Below are 23814 nucleotides of genomic sequence, written 5' to 3' on the forward strand. Positions count from 1 at the left end.
GTGGAGAGAAATATGCTACTTATTTCGTGGTAGATGATGTTTGACTAAGTATTTTTATTATATAACCGACAAAAAACTCTTTTTTTAGGCGGGCGGGAGCGAGTGGAAGTTTCACTTTATATTTTGTTGAAACGCCGATATATCACAAATAACGTCGATATATCGGCAGCCTCTGTAGTGAACCGTTCGTTTCACTTTAAAAATGATCGATCTTTCAAGAATAAGTTCCAGAAGAAGATGAATCCTGGTAATAAAATTGCGATCCCGATTGCATAGAGGACGAGCAGTGCATAAAACGTTTCTGTCGTTGTAAAACTTGTGAACACGGTCACTTCTGGGTAAATAATATACGGAAGATGTGCAACGCCGTAAGCATAGCTTGCAAATCCATACTGGGCAACAACAGAAAGAACAGCGATACGCGGCCAGCCTAGTATTCCTTGTTTTTTGTTCGTCCACCAAAGTGAGGAATAGCCAATGATAAAAAAGATAATTGAGATTGTAAACCATAGGAACTGTTTAATTAAACCATCCATGAGCCAATGTGTTTCCGGTTCCATTACGACAAGTGCGATGATAGCGGTGACAAGCGTGGCAGGGCCGAGTAAGATGGCATTTCTTCGATAGAGACGATATGTATCTTGAGATCCTTGTTCGCTAGCAAAGTCAGCGAGAAAGAGTGCTGATAAAAAGAGTTCGGATGTTAAGCCAAAGAGCATGTACCAATATACGACCGGGCTTGATAATAACTTCCCATATAGTAGCGTTTCTTTCCCGTTAGCAGTCGTAATGAAAGCTCCTTCTGTTACAGGGAGAACTGTAATTAAGAGAGCTGGAATTAATAGACCTGTAATGCCTGAAATCGTGCGCAGTACACGCTCGTACTTTGGCACAGAGTAAGCGAACACCATAAAGGTACTGCGAATGGTAACGAGAATGAGAATTAAGGTAACAGGTACAAACATTGCTGTTGCAAGTGTAAATGCAGCCTTTGGAAAGAAGCCGAGAAACGCGACAACGACAAAGACTAGAAATGTATTCGTAACTTCCCACGTTGGAGACAAGTAGCGATTCGCAAGTTTTCCAGCAAGTGTTGGATGCTTTGCGTATACCATCCCCCAAAAGCCAGCTCCGAAATCAATTGAGCCTAAAATACTGTATACAAAAATGACAGCCCAGAGAATGATAATAGCGATACTTGCTTCATGCATGTGAATCCCCCCTGTTCGTTTGTAAGTCGGCCTTTAATGGATGACGTTTAAAGAATGTTCGTAATACGAAAATAGTTAAAGCACCAAGTGCAATATAAAGGATGACAAATACGATGAATAATGGTCCGACGAAATCGGCGCGCGTGGCAGCATCTGTCGTCCGTTGAAAACCGTAAATCGTCCAAGGCTGCCGGCCGCTGCAGCTGAAAATCCAGCCAAATTCAATGCCAAGAAGCATAATCGGACCGCAAGCCGCAATGGCCCAAAGCATCCATTTTGGCAATTGTCCTCCTTTTTTTCGGTAAATGAAGTACCAATATCCAAGTGCAATTGCAGCGACGGCGAATGTAAATGTAGCCGCTCCGACCATTAAATCAAAGAATAGATGTGTGTAAAAAGGCGGCCACGTTTCTTGTGGAAATTCATTTAATCCTTTTACAACTGTATTTGGAGACAGACCGACTAACATACTGAGCAGGTTTGGAAATTCAATTGCGTATTTTAATTTGTTTGTTTCTGGATCGAGAATGCCTCCAACGGCTAGCGGTGCATGTGACTGTGTCTGAAATAATGCTTCTGCTGCTGCTAATTTCTCCGGTGAGTGCTCATGCAAGGCAATCGCAGATTCATGTCCAGAAAGCCACATAATTGCGCCTGTAATAAATGTGACGATTAAACCTAAATATAATCCTTTTTTATGATAGGTAATCTCCTGTGCACTTTTATTTCGTTTTAATAATTTAAACCCGGCAATCGAAGCGATGACAGCAGCTCCTGTTGCATAAGCTGTAATGACAACATGAATGGAGCTTGTGAAAAAGCTTGGATTAAAAAAGGCTTTCCAAGGATCGACATTATAGACTGAACCGTCTGCAGCCATTGAAAATCCCGCTGGTGTATTCATCCATGTATTTGCTGATGTAATAAGTACAGCAGATGCAGTTGCCCCGAACATCACAAAAAAGAGCGATATTAATCGCATAAATGGTGGTAATTTATCTGCAGCATACACATAAATGGACATGAACAATGCTTCTAGGAAGAAGGCAAAAATTTCAATTTGAAATGGGACGGAAATGACTTGTCCGACAATCTTCGCAAAGCCAGGCCAAAGTAAGGAAATTTGGACGCCCACAATTGTTCCTGTTGGAATGGCAACACCAAGAAGAATCGCAAATGCTTTCGTCCATCTTTTTGCCATCACAGAGTAATCGGGGTCCTTTTTCCAGTGATATAATACCTCGCTTATAAAAATCATTAAGGAAAGACCGATTCCTAGCGTTGCAAAAATAATATGGAAGGCTAACGATGATCCAAAGAAAGCGCGTGATAATGTAACAGTATCCATATGCCTACTCCTCTTCTTTTTTGCCATTATTTTCTTACCGTTATGGAAAATTTATTCAAAAAAGTGACAAAAAATATGTATGTACTTTAGGGAAGATTATGATATTATAATGTTGAAATGTTCAGGGAATAAATAAAAAGAAGAATTAACATTTTAGAATTGTACTTTGAAGAAAAATATTTTATAATTCTTATGCGAACATAAGTTCTATTTGTTTGGTTTTTACAAACTATACAAGTCAGAAACGCTAATGTTTACTGGATTTAGTCTTATTCATGAAACGGAGGGGAAAGTTTTCATGTATCCAGAAATCATTAAAAAAATGGCATTTTCGAAAGAGCATAAAGATTTATTGTTAAAGCTATATAATAAAGAAATTACAAGGCGTGAATATGATCGTCTCGTACAAGCATTATATCGGCCGGCAAAAGAGAGTGTGTAAAATCCATTCTTAGTGATTGGATAACTTCATTCTATAGCAATAAAGGAAAAGAGGTAATCTGAAAAGGTTACCTTTTTTGTATGGTGATGTTTGGTACCTTAACGAGGCACGTTAAAAACAGCAAGTAATGGCTACTTGCTGTTTTTTAATGCTATTTGCAAAATAGTAAGTCCTTCTTGATGGAAGCTTCACTTAATGATAAAGAAAGTGAGAGAAAGCGAATGTAGCATAGAGAATTTTTTGTTCATATGCTCGTCATATGAGAATTCCCCTAGACATATATATAGGTTAGCTTAACCTTATGGGGAGCTATAAGAGCTAATGAGAAAGGGGGGCGTCATATGAATATTTTGCTGTGCTGTGCTGCTGGCATGTCAACGAGTTTGCTTGTAACAAAGATGGAGAAAGCAGCAGAGGCGCAAGGGATAGAAGCTAGAATTTGGGCTGTATCTGGGTCGGAAGTGCGTAATCATATTGATGAAGCAGATGTATTATTACTCGGCCCGCAAGTGCGCTATCTATTACCGAAAATGCAAGAGCTCTGTAAAGAAAAAGGTGTACCCGTGAATGTCATTCAATCTGTACACTACGGACTTTGTAATGGGGAAGCGGTGTTACAAGCAGCATTGTCAATGAAGGCATAAGGGGAGTGGAGAGGATGACGGGATTTTTAGAGAGATACGTTATGCCTGTAGCAGGAAGAATCGCGGAGCAGCGTCATTTACAAGCTGTTCGAGACGGAATTATTTTAACGATGCCTTTCTTAATTATCGGATCCTTTTTCTTAATTATTAGTGCGTTGCCGATACCTGGATATAATGATTTTATGGCCAATTTATTTGGATCGGGCTGGCAAAAAGCATTAGGGTATCCGGTAAGTGCCACATTTAATATTATGTCTTTAATCGCCACTTTTGGAATCGCTTACAGATTGGCAGAACAGTATAAAGTAGATGCATTAGCATCAGGGGCGTTGTCACTTGTATCTTTCTTATTAGCAACACCATTTCAAGTTTCACATATTGCAGAAACGACGAAGGAAAGTATTTTAGTAGAAGGTGTGATTCCAACTGTACTTACTGGCAGCCAAGGTTTATTTGTGGCGATGATTTTAGCACTTATATCTACAGAAATATACCGCGTTATTATACAGAAAAATATTGTGATTAAAATGCCAGAAACAGTACCACCAGCAGTGTCGCGTTCGTTTGTTGCACTGATTCCTGGTTTTGTTGTGATTACTGTAGTATGGATTTTACGGTTAATTCTAGAACACACTTCATTTGGAAGTATTCATAATATTGTGGGACAATTGCTACAAGCGCCGCTTAGCACACTGGGTGCTAGTATATTTGGAGCTGTGATTGCGATTATTCTTATTCAATTATTGTGGGCATGCGGGATTCACGGAGCGGCCATTGTTGGCGGAGTGATGGATCCAATTTGGCTCTCATTAATGGATCAAAACCGCGTCGCCTTTCAAGCTGGGCAGGAAGTACCAAATACAATTACAAAGCAATTCTTTGATTTATGGATTTATATGGGTGGTTCTGGTGCAACGCTCGCACTTGTCATAGCGATGTTACTATTTGCACGAAGTCAGCAATTAAAAAGTTTGGGCAGGCTATCTATTGGACCAGGTATTTTTAATATTAATGAGATGGTGACATTTGGAATGCCGATTGTGTTAAATCCCCTTCTTCTGATTCCATTTATCCTTGTTCCCCTTGTTCTAACGATTGTGACTTATTTTGCGATGGAATGGGGATTTGTGGCGCGGCCAAGCGGCGCAGCTGTACCGTGGACAACACCGATTCTGTTTAGCGGCTATTTAGCAACGGGCGGTAAGATTTCAGGTGTTGTGATGCAGTTAGTAAACTTCTGCTTAGCTTTTTTCATCTATTTCCCGTTCTTAAAAATGTGGGATAAGCAAAAGTTGGCAGAAGAAAAGGGGGAGCAATAGAGGGAAATGGATACGATAGAGACAACGGCTTTTCATTTAATTTTACATGGGGGAAATGCGAGAAGCTCAGCGATGGAGGCAATTCAATTTGCAAAACAAGGAAAACTTTCCGAAGCGGACGGAAAATTGCAAGAAGCAGACAGCGAGTTAAAGGAAGCGCATCGCTTACAAACAACATTGATTCAACAAGAGGCAGGCGGCGAACGGGTCGAACTTACGTTACTGTTCGTTCATGCGCAGGATCACCTTATGAATGCTATAACAATGAAGGAATTAGCGAGTGAGTTTGTTGATTTATATAGGAAGATGTTAGATAGAAAATAGGCCTTGCGGGTGCAAGGTCTTTTTTATGTATTGAAAATGACAAGTTAAACAAATAACTGGACCACTTATGTACATATCCATTTATTTTTTCCACATTTATGTAAAAATGAAGTAGTAAAGGGGGGGCGATATGAAGGTTCATATTGATTTAGACCCAGCACATGAAGAACTAGAAATCGTGATAAGGACGAAAGAAATGACTGAAGATGTTCAGCACATTTTGAAAATATTAGAAGGGGGGACGATCAAGCAAATTGTTGGAATAGAAGATCAGCAGTTTTATTTATTGGAGTTTAAGGAAATATATTGGTTCTATTCGGAAGGCAGAAAGGTATTTGCCCAAACGACAAAAGGAAACCTTGAAGTAAAACACCGGTTGTATGAATTAGAGAGTGCCTTACAGCGAGAAGGATTTGTTAGGTTCTCAAAATCGACAATTGCAAATATAAAGCATGTGAAAAGTTTTGAAATGTCGTTTAGTGGCAGCATGTGTGCTCATTTTTCAAATGGGATGAAAGAGTACGTTTCGCGAAAATATGTTCCGCTTATTAAAGAAGTTTTGAATATAGGAGGTTAGTATGATGATGGATAGAATAGGTGCAAAGTTGGCAGCTGGTATGGGGATGGCGATGTTTTATAGCTTATTATTTTTGGGGATCGGTTATGCGAATGGGATGGAGACAATAGAGATAAGGACATTGTTAATTCAACTTGTTGCAGCAAATATAATTGGGATGATCTTCTCTGTTGCTTCTTTTGTTTTTGAGAGGGAAGAATGGAGCCTGTTAAAACAAACAATCATTCATTTCATTATATTACTAGGAACATTTCTTCCAGCGGCAGTATGGATGGGATGGGTTCCTAATCATGTAAGTGCCATTCTCATTTGCGTAGGAAGCTTTATTATCATTTACTTCATGATATGGTTTGCAATGACAATGTATTGGAAGAAAAAGATTGAGAATTTAAATAATCAGCTTAAATAGAAAAGAGAAAAAAGTACGCCAGGTGTGAAAAGCACTTGGCGTACTTTTTAATTGCTTTAGCTGAAGAAGCACGGGAAACGATGAATGAAGCGCATCATTTCCAATATGAGCTCATACAATCAGAAGCAAGAGGAGAAAAAATAGAAATTACAGTACTACATTGAATAAACTTTCTAGTTATAAAAAAATCAATGCGAAAGGGGAACGTGTAGTATGTGTGGAATAAAAATTACAACAATTGGCGGTGGCTCTAGTTATACACCGGAGTTAATTGAAGGTTTTATTAAGCGCTATCATGAACTTCCTGTTCGTGAAATTTGGTTAGTTGATGTGGAAAAAGGAAAAGAAAAGTTAGAGATTGTTGGTAACTTAGCAAAGCGTATGGTGAAAAAAGCAGGAGTTCCAATTGATATTCATCTTACACTAGATCGCCGCGAAGCGTTAAAAGATGCGGACTTTGTTACAACACAATTTCGCGTTGGGTTATTAGCAGCGCGCGGAAAAGACGAAGCCATCCCGTTAAAATATGATGTGATCGGCCAGGAGACAAATGGTCCTGGCGGTTTATTTAAGTGCTTAAGAACGATTCCTGTTATTTTAGATATTTGTAAAGAAATAGAGGAGCTTTGTCCAAACGCATGGTTAATTAATTTTACAAATCCAGCGGGGATGGTAACAGAAGCTGTTCTTCGCTATACAAACATTCAAAAGGTTGTCGGGTTATGCAACGTTCCGATCGGGATTCATATGGGATTAGCAAAGATTCTCGATGTAGATCCAAGTCGTGTACATGTTGATTTTGCGGGTTTAAACCATATGGTGTATGGATTGGATGTCTATTTAGATGGTGTGAGCGTCATGGACCGTGTGCTGGAATTAGTAACAGATCCAGAGAAACAAATTACGATGCAAAATATTGCAATGCTTGATTGGGAACCCGATTTCATTCGCGCGCTTCGTGCAATTCCATGCCCATACCACCGTTATTACTACAAAACACGCGAAATGTTAGAAGAAGAAAAGCAAGCGTCACTGGAAAATGGTACACGTGCAGAAGTAGTGAAGAAGCTAGAGAATGATCTGTTTGAACTGTATAAAGATCCGAATTTAGATAGTAAACCACCGCAACTAGAAAAACGCGGCGGAGCATATTATAGTGATGCTGCATGCAGCTTAATTACGTCTATTTACAACAATAAAGGCGATATTCAGCCTGTAAATACAAGAAATAATGGTACAATCGCAAGTTTACCAGCTGATTCTGCTGTTGAAGTAAACTGCGTCATTACAAAGGATGGCCCAAAGCCGATTGCGGTTGGGGACTTACCGGTACCAGTTCGTGGTTTAGTACAACAAATTAAATCGTTTGAACGTGTAACAATTGAAGCAGCTATAACAGGTGATTATCATAAAGCGCTGCTGGCGATGACGATTAATCCGCTTGTCCCATCTGATAAAGTGGCAAAACAAATGTTAGATGAAATGCTGGAAGCTCATAAAGAGTATCTTCCGCAATTTTTCAAGAAAGTGGAAAACTAAAAGCGGCGCAGTTCAGCTCGCTTTTTTTCAGTTTGAATTCAAATTGAAAAAACCCCTTTCTTTTTTAGGTGGTCGAGAGGGACTGGCCGCGTGTAGAAGCGGTCAGGGCCTTTTTCTGCCACGTGTCATGTGAAAAAAATGTAGGGAATAAGTGTAGGTGACTTTTTGTGTTGTGTACCAGGAAAGTATCTATTGAAGAATTAAAATAGATGTATATAGGAGGGGACGTAATGATTCAATTAATTGTAAACGCAGATGACTTCGGATTAACACGAGGGGTAAACTACGGTATTATTGACGCGCACGTGAATGGGCTTGTTAATTCTACAACGATGATGATGAATATGCCGGGGGTAGAACATGCAGTGCAACTAGCGAAGGAATATAAGACGCTTGGAGTTGGTGTGCATCTTGTATTAACTGCAGGAAAACCGCTTCTTTCTGATGTACTCTCTCTTGTGAAAAAAGATGGTTCGTTTCATTCGCAAAGTACCGTGTGGGAAGGAAGGATAGATCCATATGACGCCGAGCGAGAGTGGGCCGCGCAAATTGAAAAGTTTTTATCATATGGCTTAACACCGACGCATCTTGATAGTCATCATCACATTCACGCACTGCCAATTTTGCATGACGTCTTAGAGCGATTAGCAGAGAAATATCATCTTCCGGTGCGCCGCTGTGAACAAGAGTGTGCAGTACGCCCATTTTCTGATGTGTTTTTTCACGATTTTTACGGAGATGGTGTAACGAGCGATTACTTTACAAAACTAAATGGGCGTGTACAGGACGGGATAACCGTTGAAGTTATGGTGCATCCAGCTTATATAGATGCAGAGCTGGTGAAACGTTCGTCTTATGTCATGAAGCGTGTTGAAGAGTTACGTATTTTAACAGAGAGTAAGCTTCCAAGTGGGATGGAGCTTGTGAAGTTTTAGGAGTGGTAAAGAAATGAAATTGACCAAAAAAGTCCACTTTTCGGTGTGATCCAGTTCTAGTGAATGGGCGATTCGCATGTTGAACGTTGTCGTAAGGTCTTTATACCTTGTCGAATCGCCGATAAATGTATCATTTCCGCCGATATATCTGGTGTGCTCCTATTATTATTTTGTCCAAAGTTTTACTGATTCTAAATCACTAGTTGAATATTTCTTTTTTCCGTAACGGACTTTTTCATAGATCGGTATAATATTTGTTGGCTTATTAAGCCTTAATAGCCACTGCTGCAAGGTCTCACATGGTTTTCTTTTGTTATGTTTGGGGAGCTTTTTTTCCCATTTTATTAGTTCTAGTCGGATTTCATTGTGAATCGAATGGATGTCATTGTTATGTTCATCTGCTATTGTAGTAGTTTCTTTGTGAGTTTGTTGTATAGAATATACATTAGAAATGGATTCGGCTGATTTCTTCTTTTTGAAATATAGGAAAGCAAGAATGATAGTTGATGTGATAATTATGATGGTTATCCATGATTTTTTGTTATTTTGAATGGTTTTATTAATAGTATCTAAAATCTTATCTAAAATCTTATCCTTCCACGACATTTGAATTGGGGATTCTTTATCGTTATCATCGCTTTCAATTTCTGTTGGGTCACCATGTGGTGCTGGTAGTTGTGGTGCCCGATCTACTTCATAGTCAGTGTATTGTCCCCAGCCTATGAATTTTCTAAACTCCTGTTGTGTAAATAAAGAAAATGTAGATAGTCCCCATGAAATGATTACAAACATCACAACAATAATCATTCGAGAGAACCAGAGCCGATTTTTAGGCATGCGCAATGCAACTGCTACTAAAAACATATACAAATGTATACTCTTAGAGTTTTCTTGCTTCTACGAACCCCATTTCGCTACTATCTTGCTACTTTGGTTTATATGGTTCTCCACAGGCGTTAATTCCGATGTAGCCCACCGTACATATATAAGTTAGTATGGTATATTCTTTTGCTTGTAAAAGGTTGATGGATGCGTTTAAATCTCTATCTATTTCATTTCCACACTCGCATGTAATTTTTGTACTCTAAGAATATTTTTATCTATATTCGCTCTTTTGTTAGTAGCAGATTTTTCACCTCTCTTTTTTAGATTTTTATACTTTCGCGATAAAGAGCGCTGCTCACGTTTTAATTTTCTTTCTAGCTTTCTTACTTTTCCTGTTTTGTTAATGTTTTCATGAACTTCCCCATTACTACAAATAGCAAAATCTTTAATCCCTAAATCAATCCCTAATCCTGTTTCTTCTAGCTTTGGTTTTACTTGTGTTTCCTCTACTTCACAAAGTATGGATACATAATATCTCCCTGCTTTTTGAGAAACTGTCCCGCTTTTCACAATGGCGTTTTTAGGGATATAACCTTACTCTTTCAATCTTACAAAGCCAAGAGTAGGTATTTTCACTCGATGTCTTTCAATCGTCCAGTCTGTTTTGTTATTTTTAGGGAAGTAGCATTTTACATCTTGCTTTTTCTTCTTTTTATACTTAGGGAATTTAGATAGTCCTTTGAAAAAGTTTTTAAATGCTTTTTCTCCGTTCATAATCGCTTGTTTTGTAGCTTTAGAAGATACTTCTTTTATCCAAGATTTATCTGGATTACTAGGTATAAATTCGTTGTTTAACCACTTGGAAAAATCCATACCACTTACAAATCTACCTTCTATTTCTAAATTTGTTTGCTGTATAGATCGTAACATAATTTGTAAGAATAATAAATTGAATATTAAGAAAACTATAATGATAAAATCCCCCATACATTTGATTGTAAGGAGGGCGTAAAACTAGCTTTTATAGTACCGACAAAATCATCCCGCTGATCGCACCAATTATAACAATAACCCCCGGCGGCATTTTCCAAAAGGCAAGCATTGTAAATAAGAGTAATGCGACAACGAAATCAGCGGGCTCTATAACCGAGCTTGTCCAAATTGGATGATAAAAAGCGGCGAGTAAAATGCCGACAACCGCTGCATTTATACCAAACATAGCTCCTTGTACGTACGGTTTGCGGCGCAGTGCATCCCAAAAAGGCAATACGCCGACAACGAGTAAGAAGGCGGGAAGAAAAATAGCAATTGTCGCAATTGTTGCCCCGGCGGCTCCGTTCATAATTGCTCCGATATAAGCGGCGAATGTAAATAATGGTCCAGGAACGGCTTGCGTCATTCCATAACCAGCGAGAAATTGTTCTTTCGTTATATAGCCATTTGACACAAATTCATTTTCTAGGAGCGGAAGAACAACATGACCGCCGCCAAAGACGAGAGAACCTGAGCGATAGAAACTATCAAACATAGCAATCCAGTGCGAGAAAGGGCGTAATATCGGTAATAGTATGAATAAGAGAAAGAACAAAGATAGGCATAGCGCTGCGACTTTGCGTGAGATGGGAATAGATATTTCTGTTTCAGTTGTTATTGTGTGCTCCCTGTATAAGAGCCATCCCACGATGCTCGCGAATAGAATAACGATGATTTGTATCCAAGCTGTTTGGAATAATAGAACGATAGCCGCTGCGATAACTGCAATCGTTGCGCGGCTCCGGTCTGGTGTTAGCTTTTGCACCATTCCCCATAATGCATGAGCGACAATCGCTACGGCCACTAGTTTTAAGCCGTGAATCCATCCCGCGTGTGCAATATCAATCTGCTGCAGTAACGAAGCAAACAGGACGAGCGCAAGAACGGAAGGGAGCGTAAATCCAAGCCAAGAAACAATAGCTCCAAGTATACCACCCCGTGATAATCCAATTCCGATTCCAACTTGACTACTAGCGGGGCCGGGAAGGAATTGACAAAGTGCTACAAAATCGGCATAGCTTCTTTCATCCATCCATTTTCGCTTCTGAACGTATTCGTTATGAAAATAGCCAAGATGTGCAACAGGTCCTCCGAAGGAAGTGAGTCCAAGTTTTGTGGAAATGAGAAAGATTTCCGTTAATATTTGTAAGTGTTTTGCGATACTTTGTTTAGAATTCATAGTGATAGGAGTCACCTTTTTCTCGAATAAATTTTTCTATAAATCTAGCGACCGCTTCTATACACGGTCAGACGCTCTCGCCCACTAAAAAAAGGGGCAGTTTTCCAATTTGTACTTATATATCATATCGAATCTATGTAAATAGGAAAATGACAAGAATGTAATGAATATGTAAAATTGCATATTTGAGAAGTAACTTTTTATGTTACAGTGAAAACGTAAGAAGATAGCCTCCTAACTATCTTTGAGCCAACGGATAATAGTTCTGCAAAATGACTTGTCATTGAGAAAGAACGAAAGGAACCTCTTCATTGAGGTTTTTTTGTTTTTTTCTTCTTTCTGAACGAATTGATTTTTAATAAAGGAATTCATTATAAAAACCACTTCAATCAATTTCAAGTGCTTTTCAATTGGTTGAAGTGGTTTTTATTTTCACATGTTTTAAGGTATTTTTTGTGGTTATATCAAAATATATAAATATGATTTAATGTTTCGACATATAAGTCGCTGTTATGCAGAATAATCATGACCTGCACTTGCTTGCTCCCTTTGTTTTAAAGCACTGCATGTGGCAGGAAAAGGCCCTGCCCACTCCTGTGCAAGGCCAGATGCTCTTGTCCTCCCGTAAAAAGAAAGTGGTTTTATGTCGGTTTTTTAATTTATATACATATAAAAGTTGAACAGCTTTAGTAGAGGCTAAAGCTGTTACAATCTCGCGTCCTTCCAAAAATTAACTTCTAAATGAGAGGAAGGATTGTAAGGGAGAAGTGTATATCCTTGTGAATGAAGATAGTCAATGACTTTTGGTAAGATTTGTACAGTGACATTTGAATCATGCATTAAAATGACTTCGACTGGATTATCACTTTGATTTATTACTCGTTCCAATACGGCAGATGGATTATGAGCGCTTTTCCAATCGTATGTATCGATTGTCCAGTCCCACATTTTATAGCGAGATGCAACGAGAGCGTCGCGATAATTTTTCTTTAAATAGGGCATGCTGCCATAAGGAACACGAACGAGGTGTGTGTCAATTCCAGTGATGACCCGAACAATCTCCCGAGCTTGTTCCATTTCAGAAACTAAAATAGAGGGATCACCATTATAGAGGTACTTTGCATTATGAGACATACTATGTAATCCGAGATAATGACCTTCTTCAATGATTCGCTTTGTTGTTCGAGGGTAACGAGAGACGCGTCCACCGATAACAAAGAAAGTTGCTTTTCCATTTTTTTGCTTTAAGATATTTAAAATTTGTGCTGTATATTTGTTTGGTCCATCATCAAATGTCAAATAAGCCACTTTTGTTTGCGGAGTAGCTGTATATTGATGAGGCAGTTGTGTTTCAAAATGAGAGATAGGGCGATTCTCATGTGAAGGTACAACAGCAGCCTGCATAGGTGATAGAAAACATAAGATGATAGTAGAAAACAAACAAATAAGTAAAAGTGTTCGCTTAATCATGATGCTCACCCTAATTTGAAGATTGTACTGTTATCTTGCTCCAAGGTGGGTATTCTCAAACGAACTATATTTTGGAAAACAAAAAAACAGGAGAATTTCTTTAAAGAGATTGTCCTGTTTGTATATTTTTATTGTGTATTGGTTATATTACTTTTATTCTTCACGTCTTTTTACTTTTTTATAGACTGAAATAATTGGTTTATAGCGATCATGGACAAGACCGATAATCTCTGCCACAATTTCAGTAATTAAAATAAGAAGGAATAGAAGAACAATGGAGAGCCATAATGTTGCTTTTGAAAAAATAATGGCATTCACACTAAAGAAAATACCAAATGCATAAATAATTAGCACCGTTGTTCGATGAGAGAACCCTATTGCGAGTAAACGGTGATGCAAATGCGATTTATCTGGTGCTGAAATTGGTTTCTTATTTACAACGCGGCGAATAATCGCAAATGTTGTATCAAAGATTGGTACCCCTAAAATAATGATTGGAACGATAAAGCTAAACAATGTTACGCTTTTGTATAGGCCAAGTAATGATAGTACCGCAATACAATATCCTAAAAACAGAGCCCCTGTATCTCCCATAAAGATTTTCGCTGGATGAAAGTTATAGAATAAAAATCCAATTGTACTTGCTAATACGATGAGTGCAAGCGGTAAAATGATTGCACTACCGGCACCAGTTACACTAGTAGCAGCCATGTAAGCTAACGTTGCAAGAACAATGGAAGAAATGCCAGCTGATAGTCCGTCAAGTCCGTCAATTAAATTAATAGCATTTGTAATACCAACAATCCAAAACACTGTAATTGGATAAGATAGCCATCCAAGTTCAGTTTCTCCTAAAATTGGAATGTAAAGCACTGGTATTTGTAAGTTTTTCACGATTAACAATGCGACTGCAAGTTGTCCGCCGAATTTTACTTTTGCAGATAATTCATACATATCATCTAATATCCCAATGATAATGATGATGACAGCACCTATACTAATCGATACGATCCGCTGTTCATACAAGCCGCTAACGAAGCATCCTATAACAACTCCGATAAAGATTGCCAGTCCGCCAAGACGAGGCATAATGTTTTGATGTACTTTACGAGCATTTGGCTTGTCTGTTGCCCCAATCTTAAAGGCTAATTTAATTACGAAAGGGGTAGCAATCAGTACGGTAATGAACGATGCCAAAACTGCATAAATAATTCGTGAGTCCATTAATACCCCACCTTTTATATTTTAACGTATTGAAATCTCTCTTTTACTTCAAAATTCAATATATGTTTTTGGCTCATAACATATGGTATCATAAAAAGAGTGGATTTCAATCTTTTTTTCGCGTGACTTTAAATTGTAATAACTGAAATATATGACATTTTTAAAGCGAATTATAGATGAAAAATTAGTCTTAATATGGATGTTTTACAGAAAAATATGTATGTTCCTTATTTAATTATATGAAGGTTATGATAGGATTGTGTAAATATATGTGTTGAGGGAATAGCAGAATAAAGGTGGATGCTTTTCGTGTTACGTGCTATTAGAAGAAGGTTGATTTTACAGGTAGGAATTGCTGTATAATTAATATAGAGCTATATAATGATATATTTTTTATAGGGGGAGAAACCATGATTTTAGTTGTTGGTGGAGCAGGATATATCGGAAGTCATACAGTAAAACAATTGTTAGATCAAAAATTTGAAGTGGTTGTATTAGATAACTTATCAACTGGTCATCGTGAAAGTGTTGATGAGAGAGCGATCTTAGAAGTAGGAGATTTAAGTAACGCGGCAGATTTAGATCGTGTATTTAGTAACTATTCTATTGATGCTGTTATGCATTTTGCGGCAAATAGTCTTGTTGGTGAATCTGTTTCCAATCCATTGAAATATTATAAAAATAACGTGACGGCAACGATTACGTTGCTAGAGAAAATGATGGAGCATGGCGTAACATCATTTATTTTCTCTTCAACAGCGGCAACGTACGGAATTCCGGAGACAGATATGATTACAGAAAAAACTGCAACAAATCCAATCAATACATATGGACGCTCTAAATTAATGGTTGAGCATATTTTACAAGATTTTCATGCTGCTTATGGCATGAAATATGTTGTACTTCGCTACTTTAATGCAGCGGGAGCTCATGTATCAGGAACAATTGGAGAAGATCATACGCCAGAGACACATTTAATTCCGCTTGTGCTGCAGCACTTATTAGGAAAACGTGAATCGATTGCTGTCTTTGGTACAGATTATGATACACATGATGGTACTTGTATTCGCGATTATATTCATGTGACAGACTTAGCGGAAGCGCACATTTTAGCGCTGCAAAGTTTACAAAATGAACAAAAAACAAATGAAGTATACAACTTAGGAAACGGAAAAGGCTTTTCTGTAAAAGAAGTAATTGAAACGTGTGAACGTGTAACTGAGAAGAAAGCAAATGTGATTCACGCAGAGCGCCGCGCGGGAGATCCAGCAAGGCTTATCGCTTCATCAGAGAAGATTTATAACGAATTAGATTGGAAGGCAAGGTATTCGCTTGAAGAAATGATTCAAACAGCTTGGGAATGGCATACATCCCATCCGAATGGATATAGTAAGTAAAAACAAGTCAGCTGCTTACCTGCAGCTGACTTGTTTTTTTACAAAAGCTTAAAAATGAAGCGAAGGATGTCTCATATAATAAAGTGAAACGAACCATAAGGAGGAGGTGTGTGTATGAAAATTACGGTGGTAGGTACTGGATATGTCGGGTTAGTGACAGGGATTGGATTAGCGACACTCGGGCACTCTGTGACTTGTTTTGATATTGATGAACAGAAAATACGGTTGTTAGAGGAAAATGAACTGCCGATATATGAACCGGGGTTACAAAAATTATTGGAAGATGCTGTTTTAAAGCAGAAGCTATCGTTTACTTCAAAGAGAGAAGAAGCTTACGAGGCAGTTGAGTATATTTTTGTGGCGGTTGGTACACCTTCCTACTCAGATGGATCTGCAAATTTAACACATATTGTAAATATGTGCCGTGATATTGGGATGTATGCTAAACAAGATGTGATCGTTGTGACAAAAAGTACGGTTCCTGTTGGAACAAATGATGCTATGAAAGAATGGATTCAGGCGGCATTGCAAACAGATATAAGTGTCCATCTTGTATCAAATCCGGAGTTTTTACGAGAAGGCTGCGGCGTGCACGATTTCTTTCATGGTGATCGTATTGTAATTGGAGCGGAAAAAACAGAGATTGCGAAGCGGGTTGCGAATCTTTATAAGTTGTTGTCAATTGAAGTGTTTACAACGGATGTACGTAGTGCGGAGATGATTAAGTACGCATCGAATGCCTTTTTAGCGACGAAAATTAGCTTTATCAATGAAATTTCAAGTATATGTGAAAAAGTACAAGCTGATGTGACAGAAGTGGCAGCTGGGATGGGGATTGATAAACGAATTGGTCCTCATTTTCTGCAAGCGGGTATTGGGTATGGCGGTTCTTGTTTTCCGAAAGATACAAATGCACTTGTGCAAATTGCAGGTAATGTGGCTCATGATTTTAGGTTGCTAAAAGCGGTTATTGAAGTGAATAATAAGCAGCAAGCTTCACTTGTGGAAAAAGCAGAAAAGGTCATGAATTTACAAGGGAAACGAGTTGCTGTTCTCGGTCTTTCGTTTAAACCAAATACAGATGATATACGAGAAGCTCCGTCTCTTCTAATTATTGAGCAGTTATTGGCACGAGGAGCTCATGTTATTGCGTATGATCCGAAGGCGATTTTACATGCAAAGCGCATCTTTATGAACCGAGTACAATATAGCATGGATATAAGCGAAGCAATTATAAAAGCGGACGTAGCATTTATTGTAACGGAGTGGGAAAGTATTCGAACGTATCCGATTGCGAAATATGTACAGCTTATGAATGAGTCAATTGTATTTGACGGAAGAAATTGTTATGCATTAGAAGAAGTGGAGCAATATGCTGTTGATTACTATTCCATTGGTAGAAGGGTAATTCGAAAGCGAGATGTTTCACATATCTTTTAGGAAATATTTCCTTTTGTCATTTCAGATTCTCATATATAATAACAATTGTTATCGTACATGATGAATTGAGACATTGAAAGAAGAGAGGAATTGAATATGACAGAGCGCATTAAAGTAATGACGATTTTTGGAACGCGTCCGGAAGCTATCAAAATGGCTCCTCTCGTGTTAGAATTGCAAAAACATTCACAGCAAATTGAGTCTATTGTGACAGTAACAGCGCAACATCGTCAAATGCTGGATCAAGTGTTAGATATTTTTGATATTAAGCCGAATTATGATTTAAATATTATGAAAGACCGTCAAACGTTAATTGATATTACAACTCGTGGTTTAGAGGGTTTAGATAAGATTATGAAAGAAGCGAAACCAGACATCGTTCTTGTACATGGTGATACAACGACAACATTTATTGCAAGTCTTGCTGCCTATTATAATCAAATTCCAATCGGTCATGTGGAAGCTGGTCTTCGTACGTGGGATAAATATTCTCCATATCCAGAAGAAATGAACCGTCAATTAACAGGGGTAATGGCAGATCTTCATTTTGCACCAACAGCGAAGTCTGCAACAAACTTACAACAAGAGAATAAAAAAGAGACAAACATTTTTATTACAGGAAATACAGCAATTGATGCGTTAAAAACGACAGTAAAAGAATCGTATACACATCCGGTGTTAGAGAAGGTTGGAGATGATCGTCTTGTTCTCATGACGGCACATCGCCGTGAAAATTTAGGTGAGCCGATGCGTAATATGTTCCGTGCCATTAAACGTCTTGTTGAGACACATGAAGACGTGCAAGTTGTATATCCAGTACATATGAATCCTGTTGTTCGTGAAATTGCCGGAGAAATTTTAGGGAAGCATAATCGCATTCATTTAATTGAACCGCTTGATGTCATTGATTTCCATAACTTTGCAGCACGTTCATACTTAATGTTAACAGATTCTGGCGGTGTGCAAGAAGAAGCACCATCACTTGGTGTGCCAGTTCTTGTTCTACGTGATACAACAGAGCGTCCAGAAGGTATTGAAGCAGGTACATTAAAGCTTGCTGGTACAGATGAAGAAACAATTTTCAGCTTAGCAAACGAGCTATTATTAGATAAAGAAGCGCACAGCGCAATGGCAAAAGCATCGAATCCATACGGTGATGGTCAGGCGTCAGGGCGTATTGTGAAAGCAATTGTAGAATATTTTAATAAATAATAAATTTTATTTTTGGTAAGAGGAAAAAACAGCTGCCCCTGGAGAGGAGACAGCTGTTTTTTAGTGTGCGGACATTTGCCATTCTTCATCTGACTCATGATTGGATGGAGGTGTCTTTTGTGTATTTGAATTATGATTCGGTTTAGTTGTTTCCTGTTTTCCAGCCTGTGTATTTGAATTGTGATCAGGTTTAGTTGTTTCTTGCTTTCCAGCCTGTGTATTTGAATTATGATCAGGTTTAGGTAGCTCTTGCTTTCCCTCGTCTGTATTTGAGTCATTAGCTGGTTTAGCTGGTTCTTTTGTTTCAGGTTGTTTTTGTGTATCCGGAGCAGGAGCTTGTGCTTCAAGTTCTAAGTTTTGCATAAAGGTCTGGCGAATTTCTTGAATGCTTACTTCGTTTGGAACGAAATAATAAATGCCATCTATTTTCGTATCTTCGCCTTCCAATTTTACGGTTTGAATGTTAGATGGATTAAAGCCAGAGAATTTCTTATAGAGTGCAAGACCATCGGATACAGGTATGTCAGTTTTGACATATTTCCCAATTGCTTTTGCGAGATCATTTATTTTAAATACAGTAGAAGCTGAATTTAACTCCTGTACGACCGCTGCAAGTACTTGACGTTGACGAGCGGCGCGTCCAAAATCACCATTTGGATCTTGCTTTCTCATCCGAACATAAGCTAATGCTTCTTCTCCGTTTAAATGCTGTTGTCCTTTTTTAAACTCAATCTTTTTGTAATAGTTCACATCAGATCGTTCCCAAAAATCAAACGGAACATCCACTGTAACGCCGCCAACAGCATCGACAATACCTTTGAACCCTTTAAAATCCAGTTTTACATAGTGATCTACAGGTACTTTTAAAAAGTTTTCGACCGTGTCTTTTGCCATTTTTTCGCCGCCGTAGGCATGAGCTGCGTTTATCTTATCTTTTTTATCACGCCCCACGATTGTCACACGTGAATCACGCGGGATGCTCATTAAAGATACTTTTTGTGAATTTGGATTAATTGTCGCAAACATTAAGGAATCAGTTCGTCCATTTTCGCCGCCTGTTGCATAATCTTCAATTCCCATAATTAAAAGACTAAATGGTTTTTTTGTAATTTCTACATCTTCTGTACGGAGTTTAGATTTATCGTGCTGCAACCCGCTGTAAATTCCCATTAAGGAAGAATAGGAATTATAAGCATAAACTCCTCCGCCTCCAATAAGGAGAGCGAAAAAGAGGTATATAAGCCCTCTGCGTCTTCTTTTCTTTTTTGTTCTTCTATTCTGGAGATGACGATAACGATCTTCCATAAATAATCTCCTTTAAGTATAAATTAGTGTTGCACTATATCTTGTTCTAGATATAGCATCTCATCTTCGTTAATTGTACATTTCCCATTTGTGATTTCAATCATCCATTCTGTAAATGATTGTTTTTGATCTTCCTCCACATATGTATCGAACGTGACGTAATCTAAGTAGTGTATGTCTTTAATAGCATATATAGAGTTGCGTAGTTCATTTTCAACTTTTCCAAGCAATGTATAATCAATTTTTGTTTTCATGACGCGCATCAATTTTCGTTCAACGATGCCGACATAATTGAGACCTTCACTTGTACATTTCCCGTATGCACGAATTAAACCGCCTGCTCCTAGTTTAATGCCACCGAAATAACGTGTGATAACGACCACAGTATCTTTTAAGTGCCGCTTCTTTAATACTTCTAGAATGGGTACACCAGCTGTGCCGCTCGGTTCTCCGTCGTCGTTTGCTTTTTGGATTTGGTCATGTTCACCAATTAAGTAAGCGGAGCAGTTATGGGTTGCATTCCAATGTTGTTTTTTTATTTTTTGGATAAATTCTTGTGCTTCTTCTTCTGTTGTTGCGCGGCTTACATAGCAAATAAAGCGAGATTTTTGAATAGCTATTTCATGTTCGCCATATCCTTTTACTGTGAAATATTGTAATAGCAATGATATACGCTCCTATCTTTGTAAATTGCAACTTTGACCCAAGCTGATCGTTAATCCTATGAAATCGGACTTTGATTCTATCTTAATTTTTTTTCATTTCCTAGAAGGTGAAGGACTTACAAGATAAATAATCAGCACTTTTTATTCTAAAAGGGCTAGTTTTGAGTTTCAAATCTTTTTTGTAGAAGTTTAACTATTTCTATTATAATTTGAATTTTTTTATTGTAAATTGGTGAGATAGTATTTATAATTTTAACCTCTCGTTTTTTCGTCAGTTAATGCACCTTTTTCCATTTTCATGTACAATAAATAATAAAACTGTTTATAAGGTAGGTACGAAAATGAAAATAGCTATTGTAACTGATAGTACGGCATATATACCAAAACATGTACGTGAAGAATTAAATATATATATGATTCCTTTGAATGTTATTTTAGGAAATGAATCTTATCAAGAAGAAGTGGAAATTACAGCAGAAGATTTTTACGAGAAAGTCAGGGGCCAAGAAGAACTGCCGAAGACATCACAACCAGCTATCGGGAAGTTTGTTGAGTTATTTGAAGAACTGGGGAAAGGGTATGATGCGGTGATTTGCATACATCTTTCTAGCGGTATTAGTGGTACATATCAGACGGCAACGACAGCGGGTCAAATGGTAGAAGGAATCGATGTATATACATATGACTCAGAAATTAGCTGTGAAGTACAAGGGTTTTATGCACGTGAAGGTGCAAAAATGGCGAGTGAAGGAAAAAGTCCAGAAGAGATTATTGCTCGTTTTAATGAAATGAAGAAAACAATAGAAGCGTACTTCGTTGTTGACGATCTACATCATTTGCAGCGGGGTGGACGTTTAAATGGTGCACAAGCATTTCTTGGAAGTTTATTACAAGTAAAGCCGGTATTATATTTCCGTGATAAAGTTATTATTCCATTTGAAAAAATCCGTACGCGTAAAAAAGCATTAAAACGTATTGTAGAAATCTTTGATGAACAAGCAAGTAAAGGTGTCCCGGTGGAAGCTGTTATTATTCATGCGAATCGAGAAGAAGAAGCAAAAGAATGGGAGCGGGAATTGAAAGAAATATACCCGCATGTTGAATTTCGAATCGGTTATTTCGGACCAGTAATTGGGACACATTTAGGTGAAGGTTCACTTGGATTAGGTTGGTATACAAAATAAAATGAAGCTCTCTTTCAAGTAGAGAGCTTTTTTGGGTAAAAATATAAAAAATAAGTTTTATTACTTACTTTTTATAAGAAACTATTTTATAATAAAGGTGAGGTGAAACATATGGAACATAATCCGTGTTTATGTCCAAAGTTCGAGTCTGCTTTTACACTTCTTAGTAAAAAGTGGACAGGTTTAATTATTAAATCATTATTAGAAGAACCGAAACGATTTCGCGAAATTGCTGATATTATTCCAAATATGAGCGATCGTATGTTATCAGAGCGCTTAAAGGAATTAGAAAGTGAAGGAATTGTTGTACGTGCCGTTTATCCAGAAGTGCCAGTACGTATTGAATATGGTTTAACAGATAAAGGGAAAGCGCTAGAGAGTGTCATGCAAGAAGTGCAAAAATGGGCAGAGAAATGGGTTCATTAATAAAGTGAAATTGTAATGAGTGGGAGCTTCATACTAGTCGTTGAATCACTCGGAATTTTATTGCTAAAAAGTGCAAGGAGGTACCCTTGCACTTTTTATTTTTTCTGGTGATGAAAGTATTTGGCCGTGCATAGCAGCGAATTATATGTTGAAAAATTAAAATGTTATATAAAAATAATAGAAAAAAGGTGGACTGGTAAATTATTCTATGTAATAATAAGGGAGTTTGAGAGTGTTACATAATTGTAAAAGAACTGAAATTATACGACAAAAGAAAAAGAATTATTACTCCATTTCCTTACTTAATCTACAAAAAAACACAATATTAGAATGGAAGTGTCAAAAAACTACAAGCAGAATATTACATTTCTTTTACAAAACCGTAACATTACAAAAAAACATTGGTAATTATGGTATAAATTTATTAGATAAATTCGGGAAAATAAGAAAAAAGAAAGCGGTGTAAAACACAATGAAAAAAATAAAAATCGCATCTTGTGCATTAGCTGCAGGATTTATGATGTTTTCAGTAGTAACACCAAACGCATTTGCTGAAGATGTAAATACACAAATTCAACAACAAAAAGACACTTTACATAAACAACAACAAGAACGTGATGAAATCCAAAAACAAATGGATGAATTAAAGAAGAAAATTCAAGAGTTAGATAAGTCTGTTCAAGATAACGAAGCAAAACTTGCTGAGACGGTAAAGCAAGTAGAAGAAGCACAAAAACTAATTGAACAAAAAGATAAAGAAATTGCAGAGTTACAAACGAAAATTGCACAACGTGAAGAACTGTTGAGAAAGCGCTTAGTTTCTCTTCAAGAGAAACCAAACACAAACGTTGTAACAGAAGTAGTTGTAAACTCTAAAAGTCTTGCAGATTTAGTTGATCGTTTAACTTCTGTTTCACAAATTCTTGCATCTGACCAAGATATTATGAAAATGCAACAAGATGATCAAGCTAAAGTGAAAAAAGATGTAGCACTTATAAAAGAAAAACAAAAAGACTTAAAAGAAGCACAAGCAAAAATTGAAACTGCGAAAAAAGAACTTGATACTGAGAAAGCGAAAAAACAAGCAGCAATAGACGAGTTAAGTGCAAAAATGCAAACGGTTGTAAATGGAATGACTAGCACAGAGAGTCAATTAAAAGATCTAGAAAAACAAGCTTTATATTTACAAAGCTTAGCTGAGAAAGCAGCACAACCAACGCAACCAGCAGCGCAACCAGCACAACAACCAGCAAATAATGGCAGCGGACAAGCTAAAGATCCTAAGCCAGCAAAACAAGGTGGAGATAATCCGGCTCCGGCTCCTAAGGGTGGTATAATTGAAAAAGCGGAACAATACCTTGGCAAGCCATATGTTTGGGGTAGTGCAAGCCCATCTAACGGTGGATTTGACTGTAGTGGATTCATTTCTTACATTTACGGTGTAGGTCGTCAAGATGTAGCTGGATATTGGAATTCTACTCAGCATATTAGCGATCCACAACCTGGTGATTTAGTATTCTTCCAAGGTACGTATAAAGCAGGTCCATCTCATATCGGTATTTATGCTGGTAATGGACAAATGATTCACGCTGGTGATAGCGGAATTGCATATTCTAGTTTGAGCAGTAGCTACAACCAAAAACATTTCTTAGGATACGGTAGATTCTAGGATTTATAATGAAATAAATTACGTGTATAAAGTCGAT

Annotated in this window: 21 protein-coding genes and 3 pseudogenes; 15 read left to right on the plus strand and 9 right to left on the minus strand. The window is 37.7% G+C overall.

All coding sequences use genetic code 11. From position 1 onward, the window contains the following. Window positions 1–191 precede the first annotated feature (191 nt). Window positions 192–1211: a cytochrome d ubiquinol oxidase subunit II gene (locus WAZ07_RS07590; RefSeq protein ID WP_336471961.1), complete on the minus strand. Its 1020-nt coding sequence runs from the start codon at window positions 1209–1211 to the stop codon at window positions 192–194. Then, window positions 1204–2559 carry a cytochrome ubiquinol oxidase subunit I gene (locus WAZ07_RS07595; protein WP_336471962.1) on the minus strand — a complete coding sequence of 452 codons (1356 nt, stop codon included), beginning with the start codon at window positions 2557–2559 and terminating at the stop codon, window positions 1204–1206. Before WAZ07_RS07595 ends, WAZ07_RS07590 begins: the two co-directional genes overlap by 8 nt. Before the next feature lie 298 nt (window positions 2560–2857). On the opposite strand from WAZ07_RS07595, the gene WAZ07_RS07600 reads away from it, so the two are divergent. The 9 genes and pseudogenes from WAZ07_RS07600 to chbG all read left to right on the plus strand — a co-directional run bounded on the left by WAZ07_RS07600 (window position 2858) and on the right by chbG (window position 8748). Then, a complete protein-coding gene (locus tag WAZ07_RS07600) occupies window positions 2858–3001 on the plus strand; it encodes a hypothetical protein (RefSeq protein ID WP_242216789.1) in 144 nt (47 codons plus the stop codon). Window positions 3002–3342: 341 nt separating this feature from the next. After that, the gene (locus WAZ07_RS07605) at window positions 3343–3645 is read left to right on the plus strand and encodes a PTS sugar transporter subunit IIB (protein WP_336471963.1); all 303 of its coding nucleotides are present in this window, start codon (window positions 3343–3345) and stop codon (window positions 3643–3645) included. Between the two features lie 14 nt (window positions 3646–3659). Beyond that, the gene (gene celB / locus WAZ07_RS07610) at window positions 3660–4964 is read left to right on the plus strand and encodes a PTS cellobiose transporter subunit IIC (protein ID WP_336471964.1); all 1305 of its coding nucleotides are present in this window, start codon (window positions 3660–3662) and stop codon (window positions 4962–4964) included. Window positions 4965–4970: 6 nt separating this feature from the next. Continuing rightward, a complete protein-coding gene (locus WAZ07_RS07615; RefSeq protein ID WP_336471965.1) occupies window positions 4971–5288 on the plus strand; it encodes a PTS lactose/cellobiose transporter subunit IIA in 318 nt (105 codons plus the stop codon). Between the two features lie 130 nt (window positions 5289–5418). After that, window positions 5419–5865 carry a LytTR family DNA-binding domain-containing protein gene (locus tag WAZ07_RS07620; protein ID WP_090918026.1) on the plus strand — a complete coding sequence of 149 codons (447 nt, stop codon included), beginning with the start codon at window positions 5419–5421 and terminating at the stop codon, window positions 5863–5865. Window positions 5866–5869: 4 nt separating this feature from the next. Beyond that, a complete protein-coding gene (locus tag WAZ07_RS07625) occupies window positions 5870–6274 on the plus strand; it encodes a DUF3021 domain-containing protein (protein ID WP_336472106.1) in 405 nt (134 codons plus the stop codon). A 65-nt stretch (window positions 6275–6339) separates the two neighbouring features. Continuing rightward, window positions 6340–6432 (plus strand): annotated as a pseudogene (locus tag WAZ07_RS07630) (PTS lactose/cellobiose transporter subunit IIA); the annotation flags it as partial. A gap of 55 nt (window positions 6433–6487) precedes the next feature. After that, on the plus strand, window positions 6488–7813 hold the full coding sequence (locus tag WAZ07_RS07635; RefSeq protein ID WP_336471966.1) for a 6-phospho-beta-glucosidase: 1326 nt from the start codon (window positions 6488–6490) through the stop codon (window positions 7811–7813). A gap of 230 nt (window positions 7814–8043) precedes the next feature. Next, window positions 8044–8748: a chitin disaccharide deacetylase gene (chbG, locus tag WAZ07_RS07640; protein WP_336471967.1), complete on the plus strand. Its 705-nt coding sequence runs from the start codon at window positions 8044–8046 to the stop codon at window positions 8746–8748. 165 nt (window positions 8749–8913) lie between these two features. On the opposite strand, the gene WAZ07_RS07645 is transcribed toward chbG, so the two are convergent. From WAZ07_RS07645 to WAZ07_RS07665, 5 genes and pseudogenes are all read right to left on the minus strand, one after another. Next, the gene (locus WAZ07_RS07645) at window positions 8914–9612 is read right to left on the minus strand and encodes a hypothetical protein (protein WP_336471968.1); all 699 of its coding nucleotides are present in this window, start codon (window positions 9610–9612) and stop codon (window positions 8914–8916) included. Between the two features lie 201 nt (window positions 9613–9813). Next, window positions 9814–10503: pseudogene (locus WAZ07_RS07650) on the minus strand (RNA-guided endonuclease InsQ/TnpB family protein); the annotation flags it as partial. 91 nt (window positions 10504–10594) lie between these two features. Further along, window positions 10595–11785 (minus strand): chromate transporter, encoded by a 1191-nt coding sequence (locus WAZ07_RS07655; RefSeq protein ID WP_336471969.1) that lies wholly within the window; start codon window positions 11783–11785, stop codon window positions 10595–10597. A 705-nt stretch (window positions 11786–12490) separates the two neighbouring features. Then, window positions 12491–13255: a polysaccharide deacetylase family protein gene (locus tag WAZ07_RS07660; RefSeq protein ID WP_336471970.1), complete on the minus strand. Its 765-nt coding sequence runs from the start codon at window positions 13253–13255 to the stop codon at window positions 12491–12493. A gap of 153 nt (window positions 13256–13408) precedes the next feature. Continuing rightward, entirely contained in the window at window positions 13409–14479 is a 1071-nt protein-coding gene (locus WAZ07_RS07665) for a glycosyltransferase family 4 protein (RefSeq protein WP_306199092.1), read from the minus strand. A 410-nt stretch (window positions 14480–14889) separates the two neighbouring features. On the opposite strand from WAZ07_RS07665, the gene galE reads away from it, so the two are divergent. The 3 genes from galE to wecB all read left to right on the plus strand — a co-directional run bounded on the left by galE (window position 14890) and on the right by wecB (window position 18528). Further along, on the plus strand, window positions 14890–15876 hold the full coding sequence (galE, locus tag WAZ07_RS07670; protein ID WP_336471971.1) for a UDP-glucose 4-epimerase GalE: 987 nt from the start codon (window positions 14890–14892) through the stop codon (window positions 15874–15876). Between the two features lie 114 nt (window positions 15877–15990). Continuing rightward, entirely contained in the window at window positions 15991–17316 is a 1326-nt protein-coding gene (locus WAZ07_RS07675) for a UDP-glucose dehydrogenase family protein (protein WP_336471972.1), read from the plus strand. A gap of 96 nt (window positions 17317–17412) precedes the next feature. Further along, window positions 17413–18528 (plus strand): non-hydrolyzing UDP-N-acetylglucosamine 2-epimerase, encoded by a 1116-nt coding sequence (gene wecB, locus WAZ07_RS07680; RefSeq protein WP_090918008.1) that lies wholly within the window; start codon window positions 17413–17415, stop codon window positions 18526–18528. A 60-nt stretch (window positions 18529–18588) separates the two neighbouring features. Here wecB and WAZ07_RS07685 read toward each other — a convergent pair whose 3' ends face one another. Continuing rightward, window positions 18589–19833 carry an LCP family glycopolymer transferase gene (locus WAZ07_RS07685; RefSeq protein ID WP_336471973.1) on the minus strand — a complete coding sequence of 415 codons (1245 nt, stop codon included), beginning with the start codon at window positions 19831–19833 and terminating at the stop codon, window positions 18589–18591. A 23-nt stretch (window positions 19834–19856) separates the two neighbouring features. Further along, the gene (locus tag WAZ07_RS07690) at window positions 19857–20498 is read right to left on the minus strand and encodes a YigZ family protein (RefSeq protein ID WP_336471974.1); all 642 of its coding nucleotides are present in this window, start codon (window positions 20496–20498) and stop codon (window positions 19857–19859) included. 341 nt (window positions 20499–20839) lie between these two features. Between WAZ07_RS07690 and WAZ07_RS07695 the strand changes: the two genes are divergently transcribed. From WAZ07_RS07695 to WAZ07_RS07705, 3 genes and pseudogenes are all read left to right on the plus strand, one after another. After that, window positions 20840–21682, plus strand: coding sequence for a DegV family protein (locus WAZ07_RS07695; protein WP_336471975.1), 843 nt, complete (start codon window positions 20840–20842; stop codon window positions 21680–21682). 111 nt (window positions 21683–21793) lie between these two features. Next, the gene (locus WAZ07_RS07700) at window positions 21794–22108 is read left to right on the plus strand and encodes a winged helix-turn-helix transcriptional regulator (RefSeq protein ID WP_020062835.1); all 315 of its coding nucleotides are present in this window, start codon (window positions 21794–21796) and stop codon (window positions 22106–22108) included. Between the two features lie 322 nt (window positions 22109–22430). Further along, window positions 22431–23777, plus strand: a pseudogene (locus WAZ07_RS07705) (C40 family peptidase). Window positions 23778–23814 lie beyond the last annotated feature (37 nt).

Source organism: Bacillus bruguierae, from assembly GCF_037104725.1.
GTDB lineage: Bacteria > Bacillota > Bacilli > Bacillales > Bacillaceae_G > Bacillus_A > Bacillus_A bruguierae.

Excerpts from the sequence above, each read along its gene's own strand:
- WAZ07_RS07590 (WP_336471961.1), bottom strand. The coding sequence starts at position 1,211 with ATGCATGAAGCAAGTATCGCTATTATCATTCTCTGGGCTGTCATTTTT.
- WAZ07_RS07595 (WP_336471962.1), bottom strand. The coding sequence starts at position 2,559 with ATGGATACTGTTACATTATCACGCGCTTTCTTTGGATCATCGTTAGCC.
- WAZ07_RS07600 (WP_242216789.1), top strand. The coding sequence starts at position 2,858 with ATGTATCCAGAAATCATTAAAAAAATGGCATTTTCGAAAGAGCATAAA.
- WAZ07_RS07605 (WP_336471963.1), top strand. The coding sequence starts at position 3,343 with ATGAATATTTTGCTGTGCTGTGCTGCTGGCATGTCAACGAGTTTGCTT.
- celB (WP_336471964.1), top strand. The coding sequence starts at position 3,660 with ATGACGGGATTTTTAGAGAGATACGTTATGCCTGTAGCAGGAAGAATC.
- WAZ07_RS07615 (WP_336471965.1), top strand. The coding sequence starts at position 4,971 with ATGGATACGATAGAGACAACGGCTTTTCATTTAATTTTACATGGGGGA.
- WAZ07_RS07620 (WP_090918026.1), top strand. The coding sequence starts at position 5,419 with ATGAAGGTTCATATTGATTTAGACCCAGCACATGAAGAACTAGAAATC.
- WAZ07_RS07625 (WP_336472106.1), top strand. The coding sequence starts at position 5,870 with ATGATGGATAGAATAGGTGCAAAGTTGGCAGCTGGTATGGGGATGGCG.
- WAZ07_RS07635 (WP_336471966.1), top strand. The coding sequence starts at position 6,488 with ATGTGTGGAATAAAAATTACAACAATTGGCGGTGGCTCTAGTTATACA.
- chbG (WP_336471967.1), top strand. The coding sequence starts at position 8,044 with ATGATTCAATTAATTGTAAACGCAGATGACTTCGGATTAACACGAGGG.
- WAZ07_RS07645 (WP_336471968.1), bottom strand. The coding sequence starts at position 9,612 with ATGTTTTTAGTAGCAGTTGCATTGCGCATGCCTAAAAATCGGCTCTGG.
- WAZ07_RS07655 (WP_336471969.1), bottom strand. The coding sequence starts at position 11,785 with ATGAATTCTAAACAAAGTATCGCAAAACACTTACAAATATTAACGGAA.
- WAZ07_RS07660 (WP_336471970.1), bottom strand. The coding sequence starts at position 13,255 with ATGATTAAGCGAACACTTTTACTTATTTGTTTGTTTTCTACTATCATC.
- WAZ07_RS07665 (WP_306199092.1), bottom strand. The coding sequence starts at position 14,479 with ATGGACTCACGAATTATTTATGCAGTTTTGGCATCGTTCATTACCGTA.
- galE (WP_336471971.1), top strand. The coding sequence starts at position 14,890 with ATGATTTTAGTTGTTGGTGGAGCAGGATATATCGGAAGTCATACAGTA.
- WAZ07_RS07675 (WP_336471972.1), top strand. The coding sequence starts at position 15,991 with ATGAAAATTACGGTGGTAGGTACTGGATATGTCGGGTTAGTGACAGGG.
- wecB (WP_090918008.1), top strand. The coding sequence starts at position 17,413 with ATGACAGAGCGCATTAAAGTAATGACGATTTTTGGAACGCGTCCGGAA.
- WAZ07_RS07685 (WP_336471973.1), bottom strand. The coding sequence starts at position 19,833 with ATGGAAGATCGTTATCGTCATCTCCAGAATAGAAGAACAAAAAAGAAA.
- WAZ07_RS07695 (WP_336471975.1), top strand. The coding sequence starts at position 20,840 with ATGAAAATAGCTATTGTAACTGATAGTACGGCATATATACCAAAACAT.
- WAZ07_RS07700 (WP_020062835.1), top strand. The coding sequence starts at position 21,794 with ATGGAACATAATCCGTGTTTATGTCCAAAGTTCGAGTCTGCTTTTACA.